Below are 23,484 nucleotides of genomic sequence, written 5' to 3'. Positions count from 1 at the left end.
CCTTTCGTGAAGCTCACCCGAACCCCCGGTTTCCGGCAAAAGATCAATCTCAGCTTTGCCATCCTGATCCTGCTGGTGGCGATCAACGCCATGGTCGGGGTATATACGGCGCATTTCATCGCCGGCCAGGTCAGGTTGCAGGAGAGCGTGGCCAGCCTGATGGACGACATGCTGCGCATCCGCGACGCGACCGATCAGTTCGTCCGCCAGCATTCCCGCCATGCGGAAAACGAGACCTTTGCCGCGCTCGATATTGCCCATCAGCGGCTGGCAGCGATGCCGGACAGCCGCGAGCGTTTCGCCGCCATCCTGCCGCTGATCGACGATTACCGGCTGCAGTTCCAGAAATACGTCGTCGAACGCGACCGGCGGGCGGCGCTGGAAAGCCGGGTCCGCGAACTCGGCCGGCGTACGCAGGCGGCGATTGCCGATCCCGGCATCCGCCAGCGTGCGGCCGGCGACCGGCAGGGCTTTGACGACGTCCTCCGGTTGGTGCTCAGCCTGCAGTGGCATGGCCAGGAAACCGAACTGGCCGGGTCGGTGGCAGAGGGCGGCAGGCTCGCCGACATCCAGCAGACGCTGCTGCGCCTGCGCTCGTCTGCTTCCCGCCAGCCAGCCGACCGTGAGACGCAGCGCCAGCTTTACCGCCTGCTGCAGGATGTCAGCGACTACGTCAACAGTTTTGAAAGCTACCAGGGCTACCGCCGCCTGACGGCCGCAAGCGAAAATCGCCTGGCCGAGACCGCTTCCCGGCTGCATGCCATCACCCTGCAGGTCAGCGAGGATACGCGGGTGGAAATCCAGCGCCTGATTCCGGCTTCGATCGGGCTGATGGTGCTGGTGTTCCTGATCATCCTGCTGGCGGCGGGCGTTTTGGCCACCAGTCTGCGCCGCTCCATCCTGCAGCCCATCCTCAGCCTGATCGGCACGACGCGCTCGATCACCCACGGCAACCTGCATGAACGGGCGGCGCTGACGGTCAGGGATGAAATCGGCGAACTGGCGGCATCGTTCAACCAGATGACCGACAGCCTGCGCAGCGCACGCGATGAACTGGAGCAGCGGGTGGTCGAGCGCACCCGGCAGCTGGCCGAAACCAACGCCCGCCTGCAGGAGGAAATTACCGTGCGCACCGCGTCGCAGGCGGCGCTTGGCGAGTACCAGGCGCAACTGGAACAGATGGTTGCCGAACGCACCCGCGAACTGCAGGCGGCCAAGGACATGGCCGAGTCGGCCAATCGTGCCAAGAGCATCTTTCTGGCCAACATGAGCCACGAGTTGCGCACGCCGATGAACGGCATCATGGGCATGATCGCGCTGGCACGGAAGCATCTGGTCGATGCCAAGCCCCTGGATCTGCTGGACAAGGCGCAACGCTCGGCACAGCGGCTGCTCGGGGTGCTCAACGACATTCTCGACCTGTCCAAGATCGAGGCCGAACGCCTGTCGCTGGAATGCGCGCCGTTCCGGCTCGCTGCGGTGCTCGACAACCTGTCGGCACTGTTTGCCCTCAAGGCCGAGGAAAAGGGCTTGCTGCTCCGTTTCGATGTTGCTCCGACCCTGGCCGGCCGGCACTTCATGGGCGACCCGCTGCGCCTGGAGCAGATCCTGATCAACCTGCTCGGCAATGCCGTCAAGTTCACCGATCATGGCGAGGTTTCGCTGCAAATCACCGCCGGGGAACAAACACCGGCCGGGGTGGCGCTGCGCTTTGCCGTCAGCGACACGGGAATCGGTATTGCCGCCGAAGAACGCGCCCGCATCTTCTCCGCCTTCGAACAGGCCGACGGCTCGATGACCCGCCGCTACGGCGGTACCGGCCTGGGCCTGGCGATCTGCCGGCGACTGGTCAGCCTGATGCACGGCGAGATCGGCGTCGACAGCGAACCCGGCCAGGGCAGCGTTTTCTGGTTCACCGTCTGCCTGCCCGAAGCTGCCGCGAGCGCCGACGAGGCAACGGCGGTGGCACTGGCCGAGGAGTTTTCCGAGATGGCCTTGCGTCAGCGCTTCGCCGGCAGCGACATCCTGGCGGTCGAGGACGAGCCGATCAACCAGGAAGTGATCCGCGAACTGCTTACCGGCGCCGGGTTGAACGTCGACCTGGCGGCGGACGGCGTGCAGGCGGTGACGATGGCGGCGGAAAAGCCTTATGCCCTGATCCTGATGGACATGCAGATGCCCAATCTCGACGGGCCCGGGGCGACCCGGGCGATCCGTGCGGGGCAGGGAGCGAGCCGGCTGGCGCCGATCGTCGCCATGACCGCCAATGTCTTCGAGGAAGACCGCCGTCTGTGCCGTGAAGCCGGCATGGACGACCATCTTGGCAAGCCCGTCGTGCCGCGGCTGCTGTTCGACAAGGTGTTTCACTGGTTGTCCGCCGGCAGCGCATAGCCGCACCCTATGAATGCAATCGGTCAATACAATTGGCCGGGGCCGACCATCTCTCCTAGTATGACTTCGTTGCTTCAACGAACCCGCGACTACACAAGGAGAGAGCCATGGAAAACCAACAAGCGAAATCCACCGGTCAATGCCCGGTCATGCACGGCGCCGCCAGCTCGGTGTCCACCAACAACATGGCCTGGTGGCCCAAGGCGCTGAGCCTGGACATCCTGCACCAGCACGACAGCAAGACCAACCCACTGGGCGCCGACTTCAACTACCGCGAGGAAGTGAAGAAGCTCGACGTCGAGGCGCTGAAGGCCGACCTCAAGGCCCTGATGACCGACAGCCAGCCCTGGTGGCCGGCTGACTGGGGCCACTACGGCGGCCTGATGATCCGCATGGCCTGGCACTCGGCCGGCACCTACCGCATCGCCGACGGCCGTGGCGGTGGCGGCACCGGCAACCAGCGTTTCGCGCCGCTCAATTCCTGGCCCGACAACGCCAACCTCGACAAGGCCCGCCGCCTGCTGTGGCCGATCAAGAAGAAGTACGGCAACAAGCTCAGCTGGGCCGACCTGATGATTCTTGCCGGCAACATGGCCTACGAGTCGATGGGCCTGAAGACCTTCGGCTTCGCCTTCGGTCGCGAGGACATCTGGCACCCGGAAAAGGACATCTACTGGGGTTCGGAAAAGCAGTGGCTGGCACCGACCGGCAGTGAAGGCAGCCGCTACTCCGGCGAACGCGACCTGGAAAACCCGCTCGCCGCCGTGATGATGGGCCTGATCTACGTCAACCCGGAAGGTGTGGACGGCAAGCCCGACCCGTTGAAGACGGCGCAGGACATGCGCGTCACCTTCGCCCGCATGGCGATGAACGACGAGGAAACCGTGGCCCTGACCGCCGGCGGCCATACCGTCGGCAAGGCGCACGGTAACGGTAGCGCCGCCAATCTCGGCCCGGCGCCGGAAGCGGCCGACCTCGAAGAGCAGGGCATGGGCTGGAACAACCACAGCAGCCGCGGCATCGGCCGCGACACCGTGACCAGCGGCATCGAAGGCGCGTGGACCACGCACCCGACGCAATGGGACAACGGCTATTTCGAACTGCTGTTCAAGTACGACTGGTGGCTGCAGAAGTCGCCGGCCGGCGCCCACCAGTGGGAACCGATCAACATCGCCGAGGAAGACATGCCGGTCGATGTCGAAGACCCGACGATCCGCCGCAAGCCGATCATGACCGACGCCGACATGGCGCTCAAGTTCGATCCCGAGTACCGCAAGATCGCCGAGCGCTTCCGTGCCGACCCCGCTTACTTCTCGGAAACCTTTGCCCGCGCCTGGTTCAAGCTGACCCACCGCGACATGGGCCCGAAGTCGCGCTACATCGGTCCGGATGTGCCGGCCGAAGACCTGATCTGGCAGGACCCGGTGCCGGCCGGCAACGGCGATTACGACGTCGCAGCAGTCAAGGCGAAGATCGCCGCCAGCGGCCTGTCGGTCGGCGACCTGGTGGCGACCGCCTGGGACAGCGCCCGCACCTTCCGTGGTTCGGACAAGCGTGGCGGCGCCAACGGTGCCCGCATCCGCCTGGCCCCGCAGAAGGACTGGGAAGGCAACGAGCCGGCACGCCTGGCCAAGGTCCTGGCCGTGCTCGAAGGCATCGCCGCCCAGACCGGCGCCAGCGTCGCCGACGTGATCGTGCTCGCCGGCAATGTCGGGGTCGAGCAGGCAGCGAAAGCCGCCGGGGTCGACGTGATCGTGCCCTTCGCCCCGGGCCGTGGCGATGCGACGCCGGAAATGACCGACGTCGACTCCTTCGCCGTGCTCGAACCGCTGGCCGACGGCTTCCGCAACTGGCTGAAGAAGGATTACGCGGTCAGCGCCGAGGAAATGCTGCTCGACCGTGCCCAGTTGCTCGGCCTGACCGCCAATGAAATGACGGTCCTGGTCGGCGGCATGCGCATGCTCGGCACCAACCACGGCGGCAGCCGCCACGGTGTCTTCACCGACCGCGTCGGCGCGCTCAGCAACGACTTCTTCGTCAATCTGACCGACATGGCCTACGCCTGGAAGCCGACCGGCCGCAACAGCTACGCCATCGTCGACCGCCAGAGCGGCACGACCAAATGGACGGCCACCCGTGTCGATCTGGTGTTCGGCTCCAATTCGATCCTGCGTGCCTACGCCGAGGTGTATGCCCAGGACGACAACAAGGAGAAGTTCGTCCGTGACTTCGTCGCCGCCTGGACCAAGGTCATGAACGCCGACCGCTTCGATCTGGCCTGATCCGCCACATCCGCCCGAACAGCCACGCCGGAAACACTTCCGGCGTGGCTTTTTTGCGGGCGCATCCGGTTTAACATAAGCGCCTTTGTCATTCCGGATGCAGCATGCTTTACCTGCACAAACTCCTGCCCCTGCTGCTCTCGCCCATCGTCGTGGTCATCCTGCTGGCCGCCTGGGGCGCCCTGCGCAAGCGTCGCGGGCCGGTGCTGCTGGCGTTGATGCTGCTCTACCTGGCCAGCATGCCGCTGCTCGCCAAGTATCTGGTCAGCCTGTCGGAAGCGGGCGCCGTCCGCCTGTCCGCCGAAAGCCAGCCGCCGGCCAACGCCATCGTCGTGCTCAGCGGCATGCTGGCGACGGTTGCGGCCAGCGACGGTGTGGCGACCGAATGGGGCGATTTCGACCGTTTTCTCGGCGGTATCGAACTTTACGAAGCCGGCCGAGCGCCGCGCCTGATCTTCACCGCCGGGGCGTTCCCCTGGCGACCGGAAGCCACCCCGGAAGGCCTTTACCTGAAACAGTTCGCTGAACGCCTGGGGGTTCCCGCCCGTGACATCCTGGTCAGCGACCTGGCCAGCAACACCGAACAGGAAGCCCAGGCCATCCGCCGCCTGCTTCCCGAAGCCCAGCCGAGCATCCTGCTGGTCCCCTCGGCCTATCACATGCCCCGCGCCACCCAGCTCTTCCTCCAGGCCGGCTTTACCGTGCATCCCTATCCCGTCGATTTCCTGACCAGCGTCGAACAGACGACACTGATGGATTTCCTCCCCAGCGCCCATCATCTGAGGCTGACCGATATCGTGGTGCGGGAGTGGATCGGCAGGTTGTACTACCGGGGCAGGAGTGCGTTCTGAATCGCCCCGGCTCGGTCATGGGGCGGCACGCCAAATGTAGGTGTGCCCCATACTTCGGCGAAATTGCAGGCAGCTGATCACCGAACAAGGCAGACATCAACTTCTGCTTCCACCTAACGATGTGACACAAAGCAGCGTCAGGTTGCAAGTTGGTTAGCCATTTGCATTCTTCTCGAGCAATTGGAGCAGGCCGTGAACATCGCCAAGCACCCACAAGTCAGCGACCTTCTCACCATCGAACGAAAAGAGCGCAGTACCCTGCCACTCAACGGGTTTTCCAGTAGGTTGATAACCAAAGAACTCGCCCCGGTGGATGCCAGAAAAGCGCATGCGTGCGAATGCCTTCGAACCCTCGATAACGAGGTCAAGTATGTCGCAGCGATAATTTGCCAAGGCGGAGTGCACAAAATCGACATATGACCTAAACCCCTCGTGGCCGACCTTCGTTTGACCGAGCGAACCACGAAAAGTGAAGCCGTCACAAAGCAAAACAGGAATCTTCGACTTGTCGTGTCGGTTCCAGATGTCGCTGTAAAAGCTTTCTACAACTGAACGGATATGTGATGGCGTCATCGGAATGTCTAAACAGTTACCGGTTAGAGTGGGGGCATCATACCGTGCCCTCGTAATATGGGCCGATGTGACTGCTATATGGCGTGGAAGCGAAGGTCCGCTAATGACCAGTTGCTGTCACAGCCAGCCAGGCTGCCCCGCCCCCTTGGTGTAAACGAAAAATGCCCACCTGGGAAAGGTGGGCATTTTAGCTTCCATGGTTTCAACCTATGGGTGGCGCTACCACCCGTGCCGACTTAGCCGCAGGTACCGACCGCGCCGCAGGCCGTGCAGAAGTCGCAGCCGTCCTTGCGGATCATGGTGTGGTTACCGCATTCGCTGCACAGCTTGCCCTGGGTCGGCAGCACCTTGTTGCTGGTGGTGTCTTCCGGGGCTTCGAGGATGCCCATCTGCTGCAGCGGGAAACCTTCCTCGTCGAGGATGCCGAGCATGGCGTAGCGGTGGATGATCAACTGGGCGATGTAGGCGACCGTCGACGGGTAGGTCTGCTGCTTGCGCGAACCCGGGACGAAGGCCATGAAGTCGCCGAACGGCTCGGAATAGTCGAGCAGCTTGCGCAGCTTCATGCCGATCCAGGCCGGGTCGATGACGCGCATGTCGAGCGACAGCAGCTTGCACAGGCCGTCGAGGGCGCGCGGGTAGTTGCCGGCCAGCCACATCGAGTAGGGGCGGGTGACGCCGTCGGGCAGGGTGATTTCCTTGAGGCCGAGGACGAAGTCTTCGCCGGTCGAGGCGTTGTTGATGTCGACCGTCCAGGACAGCGTGCCGTCGGTGCCGGTCTTCGGCTCCTTGGTGCTGAACAGGGCGTCCTTGACCGGGGTGGCACCGTCATGGGTGAGGGCGCCGAGCTGTTCGACGCGCCAGCGGATGACCTGGGCCATGGCCGAGACGACGGACGGCATGCGCTTCTTCTCGCCATGCGGCGGCATGTGCATCTCGAAGGAGTCGCCCGGGGTCTTGGCCAGGGCTTCCAGCTTCATTTCCAGCCAGCCGTGGTCGTTGGCGCGCATGTCCATCGACAGGGTCTTGGCAACGGCGCCGAGGCCGCGCGGTTCGGCCGGGCCGTTGGCCCAGACTTCGAACGGCCAGGCGTGGCCTTCCTGCTCGACATGGCCGACGAACAGGGCGAACTTGCCGATCGGCGAGTCGACCATGTAGGTCCAGCACAGGTTGCCTTCCGGCAGGTTCGGGCGGCCCGGCCAGCGCAGGCTGGAGAGGACCGGGGCCGGCAGGTTCTTGATCGACAGGCGGCGGTTGGCGTCGGAGACGAAATCCTGCGGCGACTTGGCGTCGTCGGCGGTTTCCTTGGCCGGTTCGCTGCTGACCGACAGCACCGAACCGAGCACGCTGTTCGGACGGTAGGTGGCCAGGCCCTTGAGGCCGGCCTTCCAGGCCTGCATGTAGAGATCCTGGAAGTCTTCGTACGGATAGTCGGCGGGGACGTTGACCGTCTTCGAGATCGAGGTGTCGATGTACGGCGCGACGGCGGCAACCATGTCGGCGTGGGCCTTGGCCGAGATTTCCAAGGCAGTCACGAAGTAATCCGGCAGCTTGCTGACATCGCCGCCCTGGTGCTTGTACAGGCGCCAGGCGTAATCCTCGACCGAGTATTCCTTGATCGTGCCGTCCTGCATCCGCTTTTTACGGTTGTAGGTCCAGGAGAAGGGCGGTTCGATGCCGTTCGAGGCGTTGTCGGCGAAGGCCAGCGAGATGGTGCCGGTCGGGGCGATCGACAGCAGGTGCGAGTTGCGCAGGCCGTGCTTGCGGATTTCGGCCTTGATGTCGGTCGGCAGGCGCGAGGCGAAGTTGCCGCCGGACAGGTAGAGCTCGGCGTTGAACAGCGGGAAGGCGCCGCGTTCCTTGGCCAGCTCGACCGAGTACAGGTAGGCGGAGTCGCGCATGAATTCGCTGATGCGGGCGGCCATGGCGCGGGCTTCCGGCTTGTCGTAGCGCAGGCGGAGCATGGCCAGGGTGTCGCCGAGGCCGGTGAAGCCGAGGCCGACGCGGCGCTTGTTGGCGGCTTCCTGCTGCTGACGCTCAAGCGGCCAGTGGGTGGCGTCGAGCACGTTGTCGAGCATGCGGGTGGACACGCGGCAGACTTCGGCGAAGGCGTCGAAATCGAAGCTGGCCTTGTCGGAGAAGGCGTCGCGCACGAACAGGGTGAGGTTGATCGAACCCAGGCAGCAGCAGCCGTACGGCGGCAGCGGCTGTTCGGCGCAGGGATTGGTGGCCTCGATGACTTCGCAGTAATTGAGGTTGTTGTCCTTGTTCATCCGGTCGAGGAACAGGATGCCCGGCTCGGCGTGATCGTAGGTGGATTTCATCACCTGATCCCACAGGTCGCGGGCGCGCACCTTGCGGTAAACCCAGATGCCGTCGTCGCGCTGGTAGGCGCCGGCTTCGCGCATTTCGCTGTTCGGCTCGGCGCGGTGGGTCAGTTCGAAATCGCCGTCGGCATCGACCACTTCCATGAAGGCGTCGGTCACGCCGATCGAGATGTTGAAGTTGGTCAGGTCGCCTTTGTCCTTGGCGTGGATGAATTCCTCGATGTCCGGATGGTCGCAGCGCAGCACGCCCATCTGGGCGCCGCGGCGGGCGCCGGCGGATTCAACGGTTTCGCAGGAGCGGTCGAAAACGCGCATGTAGGAGACCGGGCCGGAAGCGCGCGATTGCGTGCCCTTGACGCGGGCACCCTGCGGGCGGATCGAGGAGAAGTCGTAACCGACGCCGCCCCCGCGGCGCATGGTTTCGGCGGCATCCATCAGGGCCTTGTAGATGCCGGGGCGACCGTCGGTGTTCTCGACGATGGAGTCGCCGACCGGCTGCACGAAGCAGTTGATCAGCGTCGCCTGCAGGTCGGTGCCGGCGGCGGAGTTGATGCGGCCGGCCGGGATGAAGCCGTTTTCCTGGGCCCACAGGAAGCGGCCTTCCCAGTGTGCGCGGTCGGCTTCCTGCTCGACCTGGGCGAGTGCCCAGGCGACGCGCTTGCGCACGTCGTGTACGTTGGTTTCCTTGCCCTTGGCGTATTTTTCAATGAGGACTTCGCCGGAAATTTCCTGCTCCGGCAGCGGGGCGAATTGCGGCGGTGCAGGAATGTCGGTCAGCGACAACTGCTCGGCGATCTTGCTCATTGAAGACTCCTCTCGTCTGGTTTTGTATAGGTGCGATGAGGAAGGAATCTACTAGATGTAGTGTATCGAGGCAATACCTTGACTAGATGCAGTATGTTTGCTTCGGTCGGGTCGTGCTTCTGTCATGTGCCGGAAAAGCCCGAAAAAACAAGGCTCCGGCACCTTTCGGCGACGGAGCCCGGCAGCGAAAAAAAGATTTGTTAAAGCGCCAGCAGTGTTTGTGCGTGGTGGGCCATCATCCATTCCTCGTTGGTCGGAATGACCAGCACGTCGACACTGCTGTTGCCGGCGCTGATCACCAGATCGTGGCGGGCGTTGGCTTCCGGATTGACGCGGATGCCCAGCCATTCGGCCTGCAGGCAGACGCGGCGGCGGACTTCGGCGGCGTGTTCGCCGATGCCGCCGGTGAATACCAGCGCGTCGATGCCGCCGGCGGCGGCGACCAGCGAGCCGAGTTCGCGGACGATGCGGTAGCAGAACAGGTCGACCGCCTCACGCGCTTCCGGCTTGTCGCTCGACAGCAGCGTGCGCATGTCCTGGCTGATGCCGGAGACACCGAGCAGGCCGGATTCCTTGTACAGGATGCGGCTCATGTCCTTGACCGAGAGGCCCTTGGTTTCCATCAGGTGGAGGACCAGGCCGGGGTCGAGGTTGCCGCAGCGGGTGCCCATCATCAGGCCGTCGATGGTCGAGAAGCCGAGCGTGGTGGCGACGCACTTGCGGTTGACCATGGCCGCCATGCTGGCGCCGTTGCCGAGGTGGGCGACGACGACGCGGCCGTCGGCGCGGTGCGAATGCTGCGGCAGCGCCCGGGCGATGAATTCGTAGGACAGGCCGTGGAAGCCGTAACGCTTGATGCCTTCGGCGGTCAGCGCGCGCGGCAGGGCGAACAGCTGGGCGACTTCCGGCTGGCTGCGGTGGAAGGCGGTGTCGAAGCAGGCGACCTGCGGCACGTCGGGCAGCAGCGCCTGCAAGGCCTTGATGCCGGCGACGTTGTGCGGTTCGTGCAACGGGGCCAGCGGGATGAAGCCGGTCAGGTGTTCGAGCACCTGGGCGTCGACCACGGTCGGCTGCGAGTAGAGGTCGCCGCCATGGACGACGCGATGGCCGACGCTGACGATCTGCCAGCCGGTGTAGGTGGCGAGGAACCACTTGAGCATGGCGTCGAGCGCCTGCGTGTGGCTGACCGCATCGCCGGCGATGAGCTGGTCGGCAATGCGCTCGCCGGCGCGGTTCTTGGCGATGAGCTTGGTGGCGTTGGTGCCGATGCCGTCGATCTGGCCGGAGACTTCGGCGTCGGGCGAGATCGGGTGATCGAGCGAAAAGAGGGCGAACTTGATCGAGGACGAACCGGCGTTGATCGTCAGGATGCCTTGTTTCATTGTCAGGAATTTCCCTTGTTACGGTTGGCGTGGGCGACCAGGGCGGCGATCACGCAGGAGGCGGTACGCGTTTCGGCGGTGTCGGCGCGGCTGGTCAGAACGATGGGGACCTTGGTGCCGAGCACGATGCCGGCGGTCAGCGCATTGGCCAGGTATTCGAGCTGCTTGGCCACCATGTTGCCGGATTCGAGGTCGGGAACGACCAGGATTTCGGCATGGCCGGCGACCGCCGACTTGATGCCCTTGGTCTTGGCGGCGACGATGGAGACGGCGTTGTCGAAGGCCAGCGGACCGTCGAGGATGCCGCCCTTGATCTGGCCGCGGTCGGCCATCTTGCACAGGGCGGCGGCGTCGAGGGTGGACTGGATCTTCGGGTTGATGGTTTCGACCGCCGACAGGATGGCGACCTTGGGTTCGGGAATGCCGATGACGTGGGCGAGCTCGATGGCGTTGCGGATGATGTCGGCCTTTTCCTCCAGCGTCGGCGCGATGTTGATCGCCGCGTCGGTGATCAGCAGCGGCCGGTGATAGGTCGGCACGTCCATCAGGAAAACGTGGCTGATGCGGCGGTTGGTGCGCAGCCCGTTGGCGCGGGCAACCACTTCGGCCATCAGTTCGTCGGTGTGCAGGCTGCCCTTCATCAGCGCCTCGGCGTCGCCGGTCTTGACCAGTGAAACGGCCAGCGCGGCCGAGTCGTGGCTGTGCGCGGCATTGACGATGCGGATGCCGGACAGGTCGATGCCGAATTCCTCGGCCAGCGCACGGATCTTGCCTTCCGGGCCGACCAGGATGGGTTCGATGATGCCGGCCTGGTAAGCCTGCACCGGCCCCTTGAGCGATTCCTCGTCACAGGGGTGGGCAACCGCGGTCGGAATCGGTTCCAGTCCCTTCACCCGCGACAGCAACTGGGTGTAGCGGGCGTGCTTGTCGTCGATGTGGATCGACGGCGCGTGGTTGTCCTGCAGGTGCGAGACCTTTTCCGTCGGCGCCAGCACTTCGGCGGTGCCGCGTACCACCTCCAGGCCTTCCTGGTTGGTGCACACGCAATCGAAGACGATGTGCCGGTTATGGTCGTATTTCTGTTTGACCGAGACGGTGATCGCGATGCGGTCGCCGATGGTGACCGGGCGGGCGAAGTGCAGGGCCTGGTCGATCAGGATCGTGCCCGGGCCGGGAAACTGGGTGGCCAGCACGGTCGAGATCAGCGAGCCGCTCCACATGCCGTGGGCGATGGCCTCCCGGAACATGCCGCTTTCCGAGTATTTCGGATCGATGGTCGCCGGGTTGATGTCGCCGGTCAGGATGGCGAACAGTTTCACGTCTTCCGGCATCAGCGTGCGGGTCAGGCTGGCGCTGTCGCCGACGGCAATTTCGTCGTAGGTCTTGTTGGTCAGGTAGCGGCTTTCGCTGGCTTCGGACATGGTGCGGCTCCGTGGACGGAAACGGGGAAAATTCAGGCCCGCATCGCGGTGCGTCGGTCGCGCGCCGCGTCGGGACGGGGGATTTCGATGCTCAGTTGCGGATGCAGGCTGAGCAGGGTATCGACCACCCAGGGGTTGGCTTCATAGGTGAATTCGCGAGCGTCCAGCGGTGCGCCGCTATAGGCCTCGACGAACAGCGCCACGGCCGCCGAACGGCTGACGCCGTATTCGCAATGAACCATGACCGACATCTCGAACGGCGCCGCCTGGATTTCGCGGACGAAATCGTCGATCTGTCGCGCCATCTGCCGGTTGAACAAGCCGGGCAGCGGCGGCTGGAATTCGTCGGCCGGCACGGCGTCGAAAAACGACAGCCGCAGCACGTGGCGGAACAGCGGGTCGAGTTTGGCTTCCGGCGTGGTCGGGTCGGTGATCGAGATCACCGCCATGTAGGGGTTGCCCTCCAGCGATTCGGCCAGCTTGCGCGAGGTGTAACGAACGTGGTTGATGGTCATTGCTTCATTCCATGAACACCGGGTCGGAAAAGACCAGGGTGCCGTCCTTGCGCATCATCAGGTTGTCGGCCTTGATCAGGTCGGGCAGGGCGCCGTATTCGCTGGAAAAGGTTTCCAGCGCCTTGAGCGATTCCTGCACCGTGTCGGCCCAGCCCATCGGCGTCACCGCCAGGTGGTGCAGGGCGATGCGGCCCATGTCCTGGGCCAGGTTGCGCCACATCATGCAGGCGTCGAAATAGGAGGTCGAAATCTTGGTCGCCACTTCGGCGGCCTCGCCGGCGCCGGGCAGCGGGTAGAGGCGTTCGACTTCGACGATGTAGAACGGATAGCCCCGGCTGGAGCGGCCGGCGGTGCCATGGTCGGCGAAAACGACCGGGAAATGGCGGCCGGTCGGCCGGTCCTCAGCCGTGTAATAGGCATAGTCGGTCGGCGAGGAAAGAATCTTGTACACCCTTTCCTGGCCGTCGACCGTGTCGGCCTCGACGACGATGGTGCTCTCGCCCCGGCCGATTTCCTTGCGGCCCTTGAGCAGCGGGTGGTCGGGGACGGGATCGGGAATGATGGGAGCGGGCGTGTCGGTCATGGCCTCGGTCGTCCGTGCGTTATGTCAGCTTCAAGCATACCGCAGGGCAGGCCTGCCCTGCGGTAGCAAGCGGCATCAGGCGACGATGTGGGCGCCCGCGTCGACGTAGATGGTCTGGCCGGTCATGCCCGACGAACCCGGGGTGCACAGGAAGGCAGTCAGCGCGCCGACTTCCTCGATGGTCACGGTCCGGCCGAGCGGCGCCTTCTGCGCGTCGGATTCGAGCAGGTTGTTGAAATTGGCGATGCCGGAAGCAGCACGGGTCATGATCGGACCGGGCGACACGGCGAAGACGCGGATGCCCTTGGGGCCCAGGTCGTAGGCCATGTAGCGGACGGCCGATTCGAGCGCCGCCTTGATGATGCCCATGACGCCATAGTTGCGCACGACGCGTTCGGCGCCGAGGTAGGACATGGTGACCAGCGAACCGCCGTGGGCCATCAACGGTTCGAGCGCCTTGGCCATGCGCAGGAAGCTGTGGCAGGAAACGTTCATTGCCGAGTCGAAACCGGCTTCGCTGGCGTCGATGACGCGGCCGTGCAGGTCGTCGGCATTGCAGAAGGCCATCGAGTGGATGGCGAAGTCGATTTCGCCGAAGGCTTCGCCGCACTCGGCGATCACCTTTTCCAGACTACCTTCCTCGGCCACGTCGAGCTTGAGGAAGCGCTTGGCGCCGAGGGCCTCGGCCAGCGGCTGGGTGTAACGGGCTGTCTTGTCGTTCTGGTAGGTGATGGCGATCTCGCCACCCAGTTCGACGATGGCCTTGGCCACGGCGTAGGCGATCGACTTGTCGTTGGCGATGCCGGTGACCAGACCTTTCTTGCCGGCGAGCGGGAGGGCGGGGGAGCTTGTGGTGCTGTCCATGTTTTTTTCCTGTCGGTTGCCGAAAGCGGCTTGGTGCGGTGCATCAAGGCTGACGGGCGGGCAGATAGCGGTTGAACGAAAAAGATGCTGTGGTGCAGCAACATTCTTGCACATACAGATTGCGTTTGGGTGACGACGGCTGGCCATTTTCTTGATCTAGAACAAAAAAGTGAAAACGGTGGGTGCTAGGCTTCCGGCTGTCATTCCCCATGCCCGGAGCCTGAATTGACAGCAAGCCCATCCCTGCAAAGCGTGAATACGCTGGTCGCCGACGTCGTCCGCCGGCATGCCGCCGACCCGACGCGCATGGTGCAGATCCTGCGCGAAGTCCAGGAGAGCCTGGACTGGTTGTCGCCGGAAGCCATCGACGCGCTGGAAACACAACTCAAGGTGCCGCGCACCAAGATCGAGGGCGTCGCCGGTTTCTATTCCTTCCTGTATACCGAACCGCGCGGGCGCTACCGCATCCTGTTCTCGGACAACATCACCGACCGCATGCTCGGCAACGAGGCGCTCTACGAGCGTTTATGCAAGAGCCTGTGGGTCGAGCCGGGGCGGATGTCGGAGGACGGTCTGGTCAGCGTCGGCCGCACCTCCTGTACCGGTCTGTGCGATCAGGGGCCGGCAATGCTGGTCAACAACCTGGCGATCGGCCGGCTCAGCGAGGCGCGCGTCGATCAGATCGCCGAACTGGTCCGCGCCGGGGTGCCGCTGGCCGAATGGCCGGCGGAACTGTTCGCGGTCGAGGACAACATCCGCCGCGCCGACATCCTGCTCGGCAGCGACATGCAGCCGGGTCAGGCACTGCTGGCGGCGCGCGCGCTGGCGCCGGACGAAGGCCTGCAGGCGTCGAACATGCGTTCCTGGCGCGAAGGCCTGCCGACCGGACTGGGCGGACCGCCGGCCATCCTCGACGAGATCAAGCACGCCAACCTGCGCGGTCGCGGCGGTGCCGGCTTCACCACCGGCCTGAAGTGGGAAGCTTGCCGCAACGCGCCGCTGCAGCCCGGCCAGACGCGCATCATCGTGTGCAATGCCGACGAGGGCGAGCCCGGTACCTTCAAGGACCGCGTGCTGCTGACCCGCCAGCCCGACCTGGTGTTCGAGGGCATGACCGTTGCCGCCTACGCGGTCGGCGCAACCCGTGGCTTCCTCTACCTGCGCGGCGAGTACCGCTACCTGCTCGATCCGCTCAACGCCGTGCTGGCGCGGCGGCGGGCGGAAAACCTCTTGGGCGAGAACATCCTCGGCATCCCCGGCGCCAATTTCGACATCGAGATTCATCTCGGCGCCGGCGCCTACGTCTGCGGCGAGGAATCGGCGCTGATCGAATCGCTCGAAGGCAAGCGCGGCACGCCGCGCAACCGGCCGCCGTTCCCGGTGACCAACGGTTACCTCGACCAGCCGACCATCGTGAACAACGTCGAGACCTTTGCTGCCGCCGCGCTGATTGCGCTCAAGGGCGGCGCCTGGTACGCCGCCATCGGTACCAAACATTCGGCCGGTACCAAGCTGCTGTCGGTGGCCGGCGATTGCGCCCGGCCGGGCATCTACGAGTACCCGTTCGGCGTCAGCGTGCGCCAGGTGCTCGAAGATTGCGGCGCCGGCGATGTGCAGGCGGTCCAGGTCAGCGGTCCGTCGGGCGTCTGCATCGCGCCGGCCGAGTTCGACCGGGTGATCGGTTTCGAGGACATTCCGACCGCCGGGGCCTTCACCGTCTTCGACAATTCGCGCGACATGTTCGAGGTGGCGCGCAATTACGTGCACTTCTTCCAGCACGAGAGCTGCGGTTTCTGCACGCCGTGCCGGGTCGGCACCTCGCTGCTCAAGAACCTGATGGACAAGCTGCATCGCGGTGCCGGTTCGCCCTACGACTTCGCCGAGATCGAGAAGCTCAACCTGCTGCTGCAGTCGATGAGTCATTGCGGGCTCGGGCATACCGCCTGCAATCCGGTGCTCGATACCATCGCCCGCTTCCGGCCGGCCTACGAGCGGCGGCTGATGCAGAAACAGTTCACGCCGGCCTTCGACCTTGATCAGGCGCTGGCGCTGGCGCGGCAGATGACCGGGCGCGACGACGCGCTGGCGCATCTGAGCACCCATCATGGAGATCACGCATGAATCCGACCTTCACGCTCGACGGCCGGGCGATCCCCTTCCTGCCGGGACAGACCATCCTGCAGGCGGCGACGGCCGCCGGGGTGTTCATCCCGCATCTGTGCTACCACCCGGAATTCAAGCCGCACGGCTCGTGCAAGCTGTGCACGGTCAAGGTCAATGGTCGCCACACGGCGTCATGCACCATGCAGGCGGCGCCGGGCATGAGCGTCGAGAGCGAGACCGAGGAAATCAACGGCGAGCGCCGCGCGCTGACGCAGATGCTGTTCGTCGAGGGCAACCACTATTGCCCGTCGTGCGAGAAAAGCGGCGACTGCCAGTTGCAGGCCACCGCCTATCACCTGGGGATGATGAGTCCGCATTACGACCATTTCTTCCCCAACCGCCCGGTCGACGCCTCGCACCCGGAAGTCCTGCTCGATTTCAACCGCTGCATCCTCTGCTCGCTGTGCGTGCGCGCCAGCCGCGATGTCGACGGCAAGAACGTGTTCGCGTTGTCCGGGCGCGGCATCGACACGCATCTGATCGTCAACGCCGCCTCGGGCAAGCTGGCCGATACCGACTTCACGCTCGCCGACAAGGCCGCCCAGGTCTGTCCGGTCGGCGTCATCCTGAAGAAGCGCAAGGGTTTTGCCGTGCCGATCGGCGAACGGACCTACGACAAGGCGCCGATCGCCAGCGTCGCCGTGGCCGGGGAGAAGTGAGATGAGCGAAAAGAAGAAACTGCGCGTCGCCACCACCTCGCTGGCCGGCTGCTTCGGCTGCCACATGTCCTTTCTCGACATCGACGAGCGCCTGTTCACGCTGCTCGAACACGTCGATTTCGACCGCTCGCCGCTGACCGACATCAAGACGGTGACGCCGGGGACCGACATCGGCATCATCGAGGGCGGCCTGTGCAACGCCGAGAACGTGCACGTGCTGCGCGAGTTCCGCGCCAACTGCAAGGTGCTGATCGCGCTTGGCGCCTGCGCCATCAACGGCGGCCTGCCGGCGCAACGCAACAGCCTGTCGCTGCCGGCGATCTTCGACGAGGTCTATCACTCGGGCTTCGGCCTGACCAATTCGCTGATTCCCAACGATCCGGAACTGCCGCTGGTGCTCGACCAGGTCCACCCGATCCACGAAGTGGTCAAGGTCGACTACTTCGTTCCCGGCTGCCCGCCCTCCGGCGACGCCATCTGGAAAGTCCTGACCGATCTGCTGGCCGGCAAGGAGCCCACGCTCCAGCACGGCCTGATGCACTATGACTGAGGTTGCGCGCATGAACGAGAATCTGGAAACCGCCGCCCACCCGGAGAGCCTGCGCCGCGTCGCCATCGATCCCGTGTCCCGGGTCGAGGGCCATGGCAAGGTGACCATTCTGCTCGACGACGACAACAAGGTGCATCAGGTGCGCCTGCACATCGTCGAGTTCCGGGGCTTCGAGAAATTCATCCAGGGCCGGCCGTACTGGGAAATCCCGGTCATGGTCCAGCGCCTGTGCGGCATCTGCCCGGTATCGCACCATCTGGCTGCGTCCAAGGCGCTCGACCAGGTGGTCGGTGCGACGCACCTGACGCCGACGGCGGAGAAGATGCGCCGGCTGATGCACTACGGCCAGATGCTGCAGTCGCATGCGTTGCACTTCTTCCACCTGTGTTCGCCCGACCTGCTGTTCGGTTTCGACAGCGACCTGACCAAACGCAACATCGTCGCCGTCGCCGCCCAGTATCCCGATATTGCCCGCCAGGGCGTGCTGTTGCGCAAGTTCGGCCAGGAAGTCATCCGCATCACCGCCGGCAAGCGCATCCACGGCACCGGGGCGATTCCCGGCGGGGTGAACAAGGCGCTGACGATTGCCGAACGAGACGAACTGCTCAAGGAAATCTATCACGTGATCGGCTGGTCGCGCGACGCGGTCAAGCTGATCCGCCAGGTGCACGAGCAGGACCCCGACCTTTACGACAACTTCGGTACGGTCAGTTCCAGCTCCCTGTCGCTGGTCGGCGCCAACGGCGAGCTGGACTTCTATCACGGCAAGCTGCGCGCCTGCGACGCGCAGGGCGGCAAGATTTTCGACGGCGTCGATTACCGCCACTACAACGATTATCTCGGCGAGGAAGTGCGTAGCTGGAGCTACATGAAGTTCCCCTTCATCCGCTCGCTGGGCAGCACCGACGGCTGGTACAAGGTCGGCCCGCTGGCCCGGGTGCAGAACTGCGACCACATCTCGACGCCGTTTGCCGAGCACGCCCGCCGCGACTACTTCGATTACGCCGGCGGCCGGCCGCTGCATGCGCCGCTGGCCTACCACTGGACGCGGATGATCGAGATGCTGCATGCCGCCGAGGTGATCAAGGATCTGCTGCACGACGACGACCTGCTCGGCGACCAGCTGGTCGTCCAGGGCGAGCGCCAGCGCGAAGGCGTCGGCGTCATCGAGGCGCCGCGCGGCACGCTCTTCCATCATTACCAGGTCGGCGACGACGACCTGGTGACCATGTGCAACCTGATCGTGTCGACGACCAACAACAACCAGGCGATGAACGAGGCGGTGCGCCAGGTTGCCCGCCGCTACCTGCACGGGCGCGAGGTCACCGAGGGGCTGCTCAACCACATCGAGGTGGCGATCCGCGCCTACGATCCCTGCCTGTCCTGTGCCACGCATGCGCTCGGCAAGATGCCGCTGACCGTCGAGGTGGTCGAGGCCGACGGGCGCATTGCTTCCTCCTTGAGCAAGGCATGACGGCACCGGTCGTCATCCTCGCCGTCGGCAATCCCAGTCGCGGCGACGATGCGATCGGGCCGCTGCTGTGCGAGCGGCTGGCGGAGTGGCTGCAGGCCGAAGGACTGGCCGACTGTTTCGAGCTGATTGAGGATTTCCAGCTGAACATCGAGCATGCGCTCGATCTGGTCGGGCGCGAACTGGTGCTGTTCATCGATGCCGGCGAGGGGACGCGGGCCCCGTTCTGTTTCCAGCGGATCTTCCCGGTAGCCGGGATGGCGCATTGCAGCCACGAACTGGCGCCGGAGGCCGTGCTCGAAGTGTTTCGCCGCACCCTGCATCAGGAGCCGCCGGCTGCCTTCGTGCTGTGCGTGCGCGGCGAGGCTTTCGAGCTGGGCGAGCCGCTGAGCCAGGCGGCCCGGGAGAATGTTGAAGGCGCCTGGGCCTGCCTGCAGCAGTTGTTCTGGCACCCGGACCGGGAAAGCTGGGAGGGGCAGGCGACGCCCTGATCAGTCGGCCGGCCGGCGCGGCAGCGTGAACCAGAAGGTGGAACCCTGGCCGGGCGCGCTGGTGACGCCGATTTCGCCACCCATCAGTTCAACCAGACGTTTGGCAATCGACAGGCCGAGACCGGTGCCGCCGAAGCGCCGGGTCATCGAACCGTCGGCCTGGGAGAAGGGCTGGAACAGGCGTTCCATCTGCGCCGGCGTCATGCCGATGCCGGTGTCGCGGACGGTGAAACGGAGCCAAGCCTCGCCGTCGGGCGCGACTTCGAACTCGACGCTGCCGTTTTCGGTGAACTTGATGGCATTGCCGATCAGGTTGTCGAGCACCTGGCGCAGTCGGCCGGGGTCGCCGCACAGGATTTCCGGCAGGTCGGGCGAAAGCGCGCACCGGCAGGCCAGTTGCTTGCCCCGGGCGAGCGCACCGAGCTGTTCGCAGGTGGCATTGAGGACGTCGCCGAGCGTGAAGTCGGTCGTTTCGACCGCCTGCTTGCCGGATTCGATTTTCGAGAAATCGAGGATGTCGTTGATCACCCCGAGCAGGCCATAGGCACTGTCCCTGACAGTCTTCGCATATTCCCGCTGTTCATCGGACAAGGGCGTGTCGAGCAGCAGGTCGCACATGCCGATCACGCCGTTCATCGGGGTGCGCAGTTCGTGGCTCATGTTGGCCAGGAACTCGCTCTTTGCCCGGTTGGCCGCCGCGGCTTCCTCCAGGGCCAGGTGTTCGGCGGCCAGGGCGCGTTCCCGGGCCACGGTCTGCTCGTGTTGCAGGCTGACATTCGAGGCCGCACCGCGGTAGCCCTGGAATTGTCCTTTGGAGTCGAATACCGGGACGCCGCTGACCGACAGCCAGACCCGCTTGTCGCCGGCCAGCCTGGCCTCGTACTCGAAGCGGTGGAAGGGGCGATGGGCGGCCAGGTCGGCAAAATGGGCCGCTATCCTGGCCTGCATTTCCGGGGCGTCGGTGACCATGATGTCCCGGCGCGACTTGCCGATGAGTTGCTGAACCTCGATGCCGAGCAGGGTGTGCAGATTGTCGGTCATGAAAGTGAAGCGGTGATCGGCGTCGGTTTCCCAGAACCACCAGTCGGAACTGGTCGAAAAGATGTCCCGGAAGCGTTGTTCGTTGGCAGCCAGGGACTGGTGTGCCGACAGCAGTCTTTGCTCGATCCGGCGGGTGCGCGTGGCCAGCGCCAGCAACAGCAGCACCGCTAGGCCGCCGGCCAGCAGCAATCCGGAGAGCAGCTTGCGCCGGGCTTCGGTGCGTTCGCTGCCGACATCGCGCAGGATGGCCATGGAGGCGACGGCTTCTCCTTCGACATCGGGCAGCGGCAGCAGGCTGGCCGACCAGTCTCTGCGTTCGCCATGCGATGTCAGCACCTCACCGGCCTGGCCGCCGGGGTGGGTGTTCCAGTAATCGGCCAGTTTTTCCGGCAGGCGCCGGCTGCCTTGCTGCTGGATGGCGATGCGTGGGTGCTCGTTCCAGAAACCGCTGAATCCCAACTCCAGTTTGCCGGCGGCAAACGCGGCTTCGCTGGTCGCCTGTTTGTCGACGGCCGTGATGACCTCGACTTCCAGCATCTCGCCGATGGCGCTGGCGAAATACTCTACCTCCTGCGCCAGTTCGATGTAACCGATCAGGGTGTCGCCGTCATGCCAGGGCAGGACATAACGCAGCGCATAGGTGCCGAGCGGACCGAGTTCCAGTCCGCCGCCCGGCTGGCCGCTGCGCATGGCGGCGTTCAGCGTCTTGCGGTCGATCGGGTCGCCGCTGCGTTGCGGTGCATGGACGCGGAGCAGGATGCGACCGTCCGGGCGGATGAAATACCAGTGGCTGATGCCGAACTGCTTGCGCAATTCGGCGAAGCGCTGGCGGCTGGCGTCGAGCAGGGCGGCATGATTGCCTTGCTGCATGGCCTGGCGCAGCTCTTCGTTGCCGGCGGCTTCGCGGGCGAACCAGCCCAGGTGCTGCAGGTTTTCGTGAAGCAGGCGTTGCCAGGCTGCCCCGGCCTGGCCGGCAACGCGCAAAGTGCGTTCGCTTTCCTGCCGGTCCTGATGCCATTGAAATACAGCCGCGAACACGACGACCAGTGCCAGCAGCACGCAGCCGACCGGAAGCAGAATCTGTCGCTGGAAACGCAGTGTCTGGGACGAAAGTGGCATCAACCGGCCGCGCGCCGGGCGCGGAGAGTGGAGGGCAGGGTGGGGCGGGGTGAGCGCTCAGCGATAGACGAGAACGGGAACCTTGGAATGGGTCAGTACCTTGTTCGTCTCGCTGCCCAGCAGGAAACCGCTGATGCCTTTACGGCCGTGCGAGGCCATGAAGATCAGGTCGCAACCGGATTGCTCGGCGGCATTGATGATCGCTTCGTAGGGGATGTCGCTGGTGGTCGACAGCGTGCTGCATTCGACGCCGGCTTCCTGGCACCAGGCGGTGACTTCGGCGAGATACTGGCTGGCTTGCTGTTCGGCCATTTCGGTGAATTTTTCCGGGGTGGTCGGATCGATCAGGGCACCTTCGCCGAAATAGGCGATCGGGTATTCCGGTTTGGCATAAAACGCCGTGACCCGGGCACCGGCCTCGCTGGCGAAGGATATGGCACGCTTGGCCGCGGCGCGTGACAGTTCGGATCCATCGGTCGGAACGAGAATGTGCTTGAACATGCTTTACCTCCTGAAATGAAGTGCTGGCGTTGCTTTCCGCCTTATTGAGGTTCATGCTACGCCAAGTCCGGAGGATTGCAAACATGCGACTTGGCTTTTACGGTGCGGTCGGTGAAGTGACCGGTTCCTGCACGCTGGTGGATACCGGCGAGTGCCGCTTTCTGGTCGATTGCGGCATGTTCCAGGGGGGCGCGGAAGCGCGTTCCAAGAACGAAAAGGCGCTCGACTTCGGTTTCGACGTGCGTCGTCTCGATTTCGTGCTGCTGACGCATGCCCACATCGACCATTCCGGTTTGCTGCCACGCCTGGCCATGCTCGGCTATCGCGGGCCGGTCTATGCGACCCGGGCCACCGCGGCCCTGCTCGAAGTCTTGCTGCCGGACAGCGCCCATATCCAGGAAAAGGAAGCCGAGTGGCAGATCCGCAATCGGCGGCGGCGCGGGCGCAGCGAGCGCGGCATCCAGCCGCCCCTGTATTCGGTCCTGCAGGCCCAGACCGTGCTCAAGCAGGTGCGGCCGGTCGACTACGGCCAGCGCGTCCGACCGAATGAGGGTATCGAAGTCTGTTTCCACAATGCCGGGCACATCCTCGGTTCGGCGTCGCTGGAAGTGCTCGTCCATGTCGGCGGGCGGGCCCGGCGGCTGGTTTTTTCCGGCGACCTGGGCATGCCCGGCCGGCCGGTGCTCAACGACCCGTCGGCGCCGCCGGCCAGTGCCGATGCCGTGCTCATCGAATCGACCTACGGCAACCGCCTGCACCGGCCGTTCGCCGAGACCGAAGAGGAAATCGTCGCCGCCTTCAAACGCACCCGGGCAGCCGGCGGCAATATCGTGATCCCGGCATTCGCCGTCGGCCGCACCCAGGAAATCCTCTACCTGCTGACCGACCTGGTCCGGCGCCAGCGGCTCGATCCGCTGAAAATCTATGTCGATTCCCCGATGGCCAACGCCGCCACCCGGATCACGCTCGAACATCGCGACCTGCTCGACGACCATACCTGCGAACTGATCGACTGGCAGCAGGCCCATCCCGACAAGGTGAACATCGAATTCGTCGCCGATGTCGAGCGCTCGCGGCAGTTGAACGACATCCGCCACGGGGCGGTGATCATTTCGGCCAGCGGCATGTGCGACGCCGGACGGATCAAGTACCACCTGCGCGAGAACCTTCGGCGCAGCGAATGCACGGTGATGATCGCCGGTTTCCAGGCGGCCGGGACGCTCGGCCGGCGCCTGGTCGACGGGGCCAGGCTGGTGCGCATCTTCGGCGAGACGGTGCCGGTGCGCGCGAAAATCTGCACCGTCGGCGGCCTGTCGGCGCATGCCGACCAGGCGGCCCTGCTCGACTGGCTGGCCGGCTTTCACAAGCCGCCGGGCAAACTTTTCGTGGTCCACGGCGAGGCAACTGCCTCGGCCGATTTCCGTGCTGCCGTACAGGCGCGTTTTGGCTGGGAGGAAGTGCATTTGCCCCTCCCGGGGAGCATGGTCACGCTGTAA

The 23,484-nt window shown here is 64.8% G+C and carries 18 protein-coding genes; 9 read left to right on the top strand and 9 right to left on the bottom strand.

From position 1 onward, the window contains the following. Window positions 1-6: 6 nt before the first annotated feature. From Q0799_RS05765 to Q0799_RS05755, 3 genes are all read left to right on the top strand, one after another. On the top strand, window positions 7-2,391 hold the full coding sequence (locus tag Q0799_RS05765) for an ATP-binding protein (protein ID WP_298395576.1): 2,385 nt from the start codon (window positions 7-9) through the stop codon (window positions 2,389-2,391). Window positions 2,392-2,498: 107 nt separating this feature from the next. Beyond that, a complete protein-coding gene (katG, locus tag Q0799_RS05760; protein ID WP_298395573.1) occupies window positions 2,499-4,673 on the top strand; it encodes a catalase/peroxidase HPI in 2,175 nt (724 codons plus the stop codon). A gap of 104 nt (window positions 4,674-4,777) precedes the next feature. Next, the gene (locus Q0799_RS05755) at window positions 4,778-5,524 is read left to right on the top strand and encodes a YdcF family protein (RefSeq protein WP_298395570.1); all 747 of its coding nucleotides are present in this window, start codon (window positions 4,778-4,780) and stop codon (window positions 5,522-5,524) included. Window positions 5,525-5,677: 153 nt separating this feature from the next. Here the strand turns inward: Q0799_RS05755 and Q0799_RS05750 are convergent, their stop codons facing one another. From Q0799_RS05750 to fabI, 7 genes are all read right to left on the bottom strand, one after another. Then, window positions 5,678-6,097: an ester cyclase gene (locus Q0799_RS05750; RefSeq protein WP_298395568.1), complete on the bottom strand. Its 420-nt coding sequence runs from the start codon at window positions 6,095-6,097 to the stop codon at window positions 5,678-5,680. A 236-nt stretch (window positions 6,098-6,333) separates the two neighbouring features. Next, entirely contained in the window at window positions 6,334-9,228 is a 2,895-nt protein-coding gene (locus Q0799_RS05745; RefSeq protein WP_298395566.1) for an adenosylcobalamin-dependent ribonucleoside-diphosphate reductase, read from the bottom strand. A gap of 200 nt (window positions 9,229-9,428) precedes the next feature. Beyond that, window positions 9,429-10,610, bottom strand: coding sequence for an acetate/propionate family kinase (locus Q0799_RS05740; RefSeq protein ID WP_028994694.1), 1,182 nt, complete (start codon window positions 10,608-10,610; stop codon window positions 9,429-9,431). Between the two features lie 2 nt (window positions 10,611-10,612). Further along, window positions 10,613-12,031, bottom strand: coding sequence for a bifunctional enoyl-CoA hydratase/phosphate acetyltransferase (locus Q0799_RS05735; RefSeq protein WP_298395561.1), 1,419 nt, complete (start codon window positions 12,029-12,031; stop codon window positions 10,613-10,615). A gap of 32 nt (window positions 12,032-12,063) precedes the next feature. Further along, window positions 12,064-12,546 (bottom strand): hypothetical protein, encoded by a 483-nt coding sequence (locus tag Q0799_RS05730; RefSeq protein ID WP_298395557.1) that lies wholly within the window; start codon window positions 12,544-12,546, stop codon window positions 12,064-12,066. A 4-nt stretch (window positions 12,547-12,550) separates the two neighbouring features. Beyond that, the gene (locus tag Q0799_RS05725; RefSeq protein WP_298395555.1) at window positions 12,551-13,129 is read right to left on the bottom strand and encodes a hypothetical protein; all 579 of its coding nucleotides are present in this window, start codon (window positions 13,127-13,129) and stop codon (window positions 12,551-12,553) included. 75 nt (window positions 13,130-13,204) lie between these two features. Continuing rightward, complete coding sequence (fabI, locus tag Q0799_RS05720) at window positions 13,205-13,993, bottom strand: enoyl-ACP reductase FabI (RefSeq protein WP_298395552.1); 789 nt, start codon at window positions 13,991-13,993, stop codon at window positions 13,205-13,207. Window positions 13,994-14,218: 225 nt separating this feature from the next. Between fabI and Q0799_RS05715 the strand changes: the two genes are divergently transcribed. The 5 genes from Q0799_RS05715 to Q0799_RS05695 are packed head-to-tail and all read left to right on the top strand — an operon-like array spanning window position 14,219 to window position 19,327. After that, on the top strand, window positions 14,219-16,114 hold the full coding sequence (locus tag Q0799_RS05715; protein ID WP_298395549.1) for an NAD(P)H-dependent oxidoreductase subunit E: 1,896 nt from the start codon (window positions 14,219-14,221) through the stop codon (window positions 16,112-16,114). Then, window positions 16,111-16,815, top strand: coding sequence for a 2Fe-2S iron-sulfur cluster-binding protein (locus Q0799_RS05710; protein WP_298395547.1), 705 nt, complete (start codon window positions 16,111-16,113; stop codon window positions 16,813-16,815). The genes Q0799_RS05715 and Q0799_RS05710 overlap by 4 nt, the downstream gene beginning before the upstream one ends. Window position 16,816: 1 nt before the next feature. Further along, entirely contained in the window at window positions 16,817-17,365 is a 549-nt protein-coding gene (locus tag Q0799_RS05705; RefSeq protein ID WP_298395544.1) for an NADP oxidoreductase, read from the top strand. 10 nt (window positions 17,366-17,375) lie between these two features. Beyond that, entirely contained in the window at window positions 17,376-18,839 is a 1,464-nt protein-coding gene (locus Q0799_RS05700) for a Ni/Fe hydrogenase subunit alpha (RefSeq protein WP_298395541.1), read from the top strand. Next, complete coding sequence (locus Q0799_RS05695) at window positions 18,836-19,327, top strand: hydrogenase maturation protease (RefSeq protein ID WP_298395538.1); 492 nt, start codon at window positions 18,836-18,838, stop codon at window positions 19,325-19,327. Before Q0799_RS05700 ends, Q0799_RS05695 begins: the two co-directional genes overlap by 4 nt. Here the strand turns inward: Q0799_RS05695 and Q0799_RS05690 are convergent, their stop codons facing one another. Both Q0799_RS05690 and Q0799_RS05685 read right to left on the bottom strand, forming a co-directional pair. Then, window positions 19,328-21,487, bottom strand: coding sequence for an ATP-binding protein (locus Q0799_RS05690; RefSeq protein WP_298395535.1), 2,160 nt, complete (start codon window positions 21,485-21,487; stop codon window positions 19,328-19,330). It lies immediately after the preceding gene. Window positions 21,488-21,544: 57 nt separating this feature from the next. Beyond that, window positions 21,545-21,988 (bottom strand): universal stress protein, encoded by a 444-nt coding sequence (locus Q0799_RS05685; protein ID WP_028994703.1) that lies wholly within the window; start codon window positions 21,986-21,988, stop codon window positions 21,545-21,547. 83 nt (window positions 21,989-22,071) lie between these two features. Here Q0799_RS05685 and Q0799_RS05680 point away from each other — a divergent pair, with 83 nt between their 5' ends. Further along, window positions 22,072-23,484: an MBL fold metallo-hydrolase gene (locus Q0799_RS05680; protein WP_298395529.1), complete on the top strand. Its 1,413-nt coding sequence runs from the start codon at window positions 22,072-22,074 to the stop codon at window positions 23,482-23,484.

It is taken from the genome of uncultured Azonexus sp. (assembly GCF_937982035.1).
GTDB lineage: Bacteria > Pseudomonadota > Gammaproteobacteria > Burkholderiales > Rhodocyclaceae > Azonexus.
Note: the sequence above shows the minus strand (reverse complement) of the source record. Positions and strands in the feature narration are given on the sequence as shown.